The sequence below is a fragment of the Bradyrhizobium sp. genome, from assembly GCF_049691595.1.
Classification (GTDB): Bacteria; Pseudomonadota; Alphaproteobacteria; order Rhizobiales; family Xanthobacteraceae; genus Bradyrhizobium.
Genome location: NZ_JBAVNZ010000651.1, coordinates 1 through 6,074, shown reverse-complemented (window position 1 = coordinate 6,074; position 6,074 = coordinate 1). Strand labels below are relative to the sequence as shown.

The window sequence follows — 6,074 nt, the reverse complement described above, 5'->3', positions numbered from 1 at the left end:
GTAGGGCGGGTTCCCTTTAACCCGCCGTTGCACGCAAGATGGCGGGTTAAAGAGAACCCGCCCTACGCACTTTCACAGACACGTCACCCGCTCGGCGGCGAGATAGCCGAACAACAGGCCGAGGCCGAACAGCAGCACCAGGCCGGCCGCGCCGAATTCGATGGCGCGCATCACCAAGGTGCCGCCGCCCTCGCGGCCGGCGCTCAGGCGCCGGGCAAGGTCCCTCGCCGATACGGCGACAACCGCGATCGTCGCGACCGTGATGGCGGTGCCAAGCCCCATCACGAAGGTCGCGGCGATGCCGGCCCAGAACAGACCCTGCGCCAGCGCGAACACCAGGACCAGGATCGCGCCCGAACAGGGCCGCAAGCCCACGGCGAGGATCGCGCCAAAACCCCGCCGCCAGCCACCGGGGCCGGCAAGCTCACTTGGCACGGGCCCGTGGGAATGGCCGCAATGCTCGTCATGGACGTGATCGGGGTGGCCGTGGTCATGATGATCGTGGTGATGATGCACGGTCGCCATCGCCGGCACCGGCTGCGCCTGCAGCGCGCGCATGAATCCGCCGCCCTTGGTCCAGACCAGCCGGGCGCCGAAGGCGGCGATCAGTGCGTAGCTTGCAATCTCGATCGCCTTCTCGGCCCCGCACATCGTCTTCGCCGTCGCGTTGAGCAGCCAGGCAAAGATGCCGACGACCAGCACCGCGACCAGCGCCTGCAGCAGCGCGGAGGCGAACGACAGCGCGATGCCGCGCTGCGCGGTCTCTTGATTGGCAACCAGATAAGACGAGATCACCGCCTTGCCGTGGCCGGGGCCGGCGGCGTGAAAGATACCGTAGGCAAAGGAGATCGCGAGCAGCGTCCACACCGCCGACCCGTCGGATTTGGCGGCGCGGATGGTCGAGGATATCTCGCGATAAAATTCCGACTGCCTGGCCAGCAGCCAGCCGACGATACCGCCAAGCTGCGGCTCGGCGGCCGCCGGTCGCGGCCCGCCGAACGGGTTTTGCGCCAGCAGCGCATGGGAGAGGCCGTCGAACGCGACAATGGCGGCACACGCCGCCATGCCGATCGCCAGCAAATGCGCGAAGCGGGCACACGGCCTCACGGGCAATCCACCGTAATCTTGTTGGCGAACATCGCACCATAATTCGCGCCGTCGCCGCCCGCAAAATTCTGCTCGCCGAGTTTCTGGGCGCTGGCGGTGCCATCGTTCGGCCGCTGGAATTGCAGCTTGCAGTCGGCGGGCGCGCCGACCAGCTTGATCGGATCCTGGTCGGCGAATTTGAAGTCGATGAAGAACGCGCGGTCGAACACGTCGAGCGTAAGCTGCCTGGCCTTGAACGGCACCTTCACGGGCAGCGTGAAATGCAGCGTCAGCAGGCTGTCCTGGTAGTCGAGGAAGTAATCCACTGGCTCCAGAAACTTCTCCTTGCTGCCGTCGGCCCTGGCGAAGGTGAAGAAGCCGAATTCCTTCAGCGACTCGACATTGGTCTGCGCCAGCGGCGCCAGTTCCTCGCGGCTGTAGGCGCCCTTGGTCCTGGCCTCGATGCCTTGCAGCGCATAGGTCGAGAACATGTCGTCAAACGTCCAGGCGTGGCGGACGCCGGTGACGGTGCCGTCGGGCGCGTACAGCACCTCGCTCTTGGCGGTGATCCAGACATGCGGATGCGCCTCCGCGGTCACCGCGCCAAGCGCAACGCCGACCGCAACCGCCACACCGAGCCCCCATCGCATCGTCGATTTCACCTCAGGCCGCCTCCGGCGTTTCCGCGAGCCCGCGGCGGCGCAGCAGCGCGTCCGGCTCGGGCTCGCGGCCGCGGAATGCGACATAGGCATCCTCGGGGTCGCGCGAGCCGCCCGAGGAATAGATGTCATCGTGCAGGCGCCTGGCGGTCGCGGGGTCGAAGATGTCGCCGGCCTCCTCGAAGGCGCCGAAGGCGTCGGCATCCATCACCTCCGACCACATATAGCTGTAATAGCCCGAGGCATAGTGATCGCCTGAGAAGATATGGCCGAATTGCTGCGGCCGGTGCCGCAGCGCGATTTCGGCGGGCATGCCGATCTTTTCAAGTTCAGCCTGCTCGAACGCCCGGATATCGCGGCTGGCGGCGGCCGGCTGGGTGTGGAATTCGAGATCGATCAGCGCCGAGGCGACGAACTCGACCGTGGCAAAGCCCTGGTTGAATTTTCGCGCGGCGAGGAAGCGCTTCAAGAGATCGTCCGGCAGCGGCTCGCCGGTCTGGTAGTGGCGGGCAAATTGCCGCAGCACCTGCGGCTGCTCCTGCCAGTGCTCATAGAGCTGCGAGGGCAGCTCGACGAAATCGGTGAACACCGACGTGCCGGACAGCGACGGATAGGTGACGTCCGACAGCATGCCGTGCAGGCCGTGGCCGAACTCGTGGAACAGCGTCCGCGCGTCGTCGGGCGACAACAGCGACGGCTCGCCGTCGGCGCCTTTGGCAAAGTTGCAGACGTTGATGATCAGCGGCGCGATGGCGCCGTCGAGCTTCTGCTGGTCGCGCAGCGAGGTCATCCAGGCGCCGGAGCGCTTCGACGGCCGGGCGAAGTAATCGCCGTAGAACAGCGCCTTGTGCTTGCCGTCGGGCCCCCTGACCTCCCAGACGCGCACGTCCGGGTGCCAGACCGGGATATCCTTGCGCTCGGCGAAGGTGATGCCGAACAGGCGGGTGGCGCAGTCGAAGGCGGCTTCGACCATGTGGTCGAGCACCAGATAGGGTTTTATGGCGGCGTCGTCGAAATTGGCGCTGATCTGCCGCAGCTTTTCGGCGTAGTAGCGCCAATCCCAGGGCGCCAGCGCAAAATTGCCGCCCTCTTTTGCGATCAGCGCCTGCAGCGCGTCACGGTCGGCCAGCGCCCGCGCCCGCGCCGGCTTCCAGACCCGCTCCAACAGGCCCCGCACCGCTTCCGGCGTTTTGGCCATGGAATCCTCGAGGCGATAGGCGGCATAGGTCGGAAAGCCCAGGATTTTCGCGCGCTCCTCGCGCAAGGCCAGGATCTCGACGATGACGGCGTTGTTGTCATTGTCGTTGCCGTTGTCGCCGCGCGCGGTGAAGGCCCGAAACACCTTCTCGCGCAGGTCACGGCGGGTGGAGCTCTTCAGGAACGGCTCGACCGAGGACCGCGACAGCGTCACGATCGCCTTGCCCTGCATGCCACGCGCCTCGGCCGCGGCCTTCGCCGCCGCCACGAAGGAGTCCGACAGGCCGGCGTGATCGTCTTCGCCGAGCTCCATGAACCAGTCCTGCTCGTCGCCGAGCAGATGATGGCTGAATGAGGTCCCGAGATCCGCCAGCCGCTCGTTGATCTCGGCCATCCGCGCCTTGGCTGTGTCATCGAGCCCTGCGCCCGCGCGGTGGAAGCGCGTATAGCTGCGCTCCAGGAGCCGCATCTGCTCGCCGGTCAGCTTAAGCGTGGCGCGGTTTTGGTGCAGCATGGCGATGCGGCCGAACAGCACCGCGTTCATCATGATCGGGTTCCAGTGCCGCGCCATCCGCGGCGCCACTTCCTTGTCGATCTCGAGCAGTGCCGGATTGGAGTGCGCCGACACCAGGTCGTAGAACACGGCCGAGACCCTGGTGAGCAGCCTGCCGGCGCGCTCCAGCGCCGTGATGGTGTTGGCGAAGTCCGGCGTCGCGGGGTCGTGGGTGATGGCGGCGATCTCGGCCGAGTGATCGGCAAACGCCTGCTCGAACGCCGGCACGAAATGCTCCGGCGCGATTTCGGCAAAAGGCGGCGTCTCGAACGGCGTCTGCCACGGCCGTAGCAGCGGGTTTGCCGAGCCTGACGAACTCGCCGCCGTTTGCAGGGTTTCCGACATCACAATTCCCGTTTTCGCCTCGAAAAGACCGGACAATCTATAGCACGCGATACGGCATTTTTGGACCTTTTGCGCTTGATGGCGGGGGCCTTTTCAGAGAGATTGCGGGCCCTGAACAGGACCTATTCGATGACCATGCAGCCCTCTTCAAAAGCTCGCCGCGAGATCGTCTGGCCGAGCGTCGTCACCGTCGTCAGCGCGGCGATCCTGATCGGCGCGGAAGTGTTCGGCGCGGCGTTTGCCGGCGGCTGGGCGCTCGCGATTCTGTTCGGCCTCGATGATACCGGCGCGCACATCCTGCAGGCCGTGCTGTTTGCGGTCGGCGTCCTCATCATGGTGGCGTTCATCCGCGCCGCGCAGCGCGTCGAGCCGTTCACACGACGCGCGTAACGTCCGACAGCCAGGAAAGCGCTGCGGCACAGGCCTCAAACGCTTACGCTTCGTTAGGAAAACTTAACGCCCATTCATGTTCAGCGCCGCTGGCGTTCGCCGGGCGCGGCGTGGAAAGCCCGCGTTAGGGAAATTTGTTCTCAACCCAAAAAAAATGTTGCGAAGCAGATTCAAACAGCTTATTTCCATTTTGCCCAATTTCGCACGTGCCTGTGGTCGTGTGTCAGTCGGTAGGTATCCGGACAAGAGGCCGGACAGCCGCCAAGGGATGAAGAACCGAGGGTCGCTCCAGCTCGAGTGGCCAGCATCTCTCTCAAGAGATGCCGTTGAAGGTCCCTTCGCTCCTTGCAACCGTGACTGGCAGCCGGAGGCGAACCGGCGCACCCCGCTCTCAACGGGGGACGCGACTTAAAGCAACGACGGATCGGGCTTTTTTGGTCTCTACCGGCATTCCACCGCCGGCGCGGGCTACTGAAAAGGCTTGTCCTTCATTGCCAGGTGTGCGGGCGGGAAATTCCCAACCAATCCACGGCAGCACAGTTCGGTCTGAGTTCGAGGCTTTGTCGCGTCTCCATCGTGCGGCAAGGCCGAAGCATTCAGGTCCGAGAACAATTTGAACGGGTCCCGTCGCTGGGCCGTTTGGAGGGTGCTATGACCGAACGTATTCAGGAATTCCTGCGCAACCGCCGCAGCGAGGGCCGGGACACCGAGCCCTGCCTCGTCGTCGACCTCGAAGTCGTGCGTGACAACTACCAGACGTTTGCCAAGGCGTTGCCGGACAGCCGCGTGTTCTATGCGGTGAAGGCAAATCCTGCGCCCGAGGTGCTGTCGCTGCTGGCCTCGATGGGCTCGTGCTTCGACACCGCCACCGTGGCCGAGATCGAAATGGCGCTGGCCGCGGGGGCGACGCCGGACCGCATCTCCTATGGCAATACGATCAAGAAGGAGCGCGACATCGCGCGCGCCTTCGCGCTCGGCATTCGCCTGTTCGCGGTCGACTGCTCAGCCGAGGTCGAGAAGATCGCCCGCGCCGCCCCCGGCGCCAAGGTGTTCTGCCGCATTCTCTATGACTGCGCCGGCGCCGAATGGCCGCTGTCGCGCAAGTTCGGCTGCGATCCGGAGATGGCGGTCGAGGTGCTCGACCTCGCCAGGCGGCTTGGGCTGGAGCCCTGCGGCATCTCGTTCCATGTCGGCTCGCAGCAGCGCAAGGTGAAGGCGTGGGATCGGGCGCTGGCGATGGCCTCGACGGTGTTTCGCGACTGCGCCGAGCGCGGGATCAACCTGTCCATGGTCAACATGGGTGGCGGGTTCCCGACCAGGTACCTCAAGGACGTTCCTCCGGTCGTGCAGTACGGCCGGTCGATCTTCCGTGCGCTGCGCAAGCATTTCGGCAACCAGATCCCGGAAACCATCATCGAGCCGGGACGCGGCATGGTCGGAAATGCCGGCATCATCGAGACCGAAGTCGTTCTGATCTCCAGGAAGAGCGACGAGGACGAGGTGCGCTGGGTCTATCTCGACATCGGCAAGTTCGGCGGTCTCGCCGAGACGATGGACGAGTCGATCCGCTACGCCATCCGCACCCCGCATGACGGTGCGGACATGACGCCGTGCGTGCTCGCGGGTCCGACCTGCGATTCCGCCGACGTGCTGTACGAGAAACTGCCGTACCCGCTGCCGGTGACGCTCGAGATCGGCGACAAGCTGCTGATCGAGGGCACCGGGGCCTATACCTCGACTTACGCCTCGGTGGCGTTCAACGGCATTCCGCCGCTCAGGACCTACCACATCTGAGTGCTCTCACCTCCCCCGCTTGCGGGGGAGGCAAGCCCTCGGGCTTGACC

The 6,074-nt window shown here is 65.2% G+C and carries 5 protein-coding genes; 2 read left to right on the top strand and 3 right to left on the bottom strand.

Annotation, left to right across the window (positions count from 1 at the left end):
* Positions 1–72: 72 nt before the first annotated feature.
* The 3 genes from WCE35_RS26140 to WCE35_RS26130 are packed head-to-tail and all read right to left on the bottom strand — an operon-like array spanning position 73 to position 3,840.
* Positions 73–1,065 (bottom strand): nickel/cobalt transporter, encoded by a 993-nt coding sequence (locus WCE35_RS26140; RefSeq protein WP_424596202.1) that lies wholly within the window; start codon positions 1,063–1,065, stop codon positions 73–75.
* Positions 1,066–1,103: 38 nt separating this feature from the next.
* Positions 1,104–1,736: a DUF1007 family protein gene (locus WCE35_RS26135; RefSeq protein WP_424596201.1), complete on the bottom strand. Its 633-nt coding sequence runs from the start codon at positions 1,734–1,736 to the stop codon at positions 1,104–1,106.
* 13 nt (positions 1,737–1,749) lie between these two features.
* Positions 1,750–3,840 (bottom strand): M3 family metallopeptidase, encoded by a 2,091-nt coding sequence (locus WCE35_RS26130; RefSeq protein ID WP_424596200.1) that lies wholly within the window; start codon positions 3,838–3,840, stop codon positions 1,750–1,752.
* A gap of 129 nt (positions 3,841–3,969) precedes the next feature.
* Between WCE35_RS26130 and WCE35_RS26125 the strand changes: the two genes are divergently transcribed.
* Both WCE35_RS26125 and WCE35_RS26120 read left to right on the top strand, forming a co-directional pair.
* A complete protein-coding gene (locus tag WCE35_RS26125) occupies positions 3,970–4,230 on the top strand; it encodes a hypothetical protein (RefSeq protein ID WP_424596199.1) in 261 nt (86 codons plus the stop codon).
* A gap of 651 nt (positions 4,231–4,881) precedes the next feature.
* Entirely contained in the window at positions 4,882–6,024 is a 1,143-nt protein-coding gene (locus WCE35_RS26120) for a type III PLP-dependent enzyme (RefSeq protein ID WP_424596198.1), read from the top strand.
* The last annotated feature ends 50 nt before the right edge of the window (positions 6,025–6,074 follow it).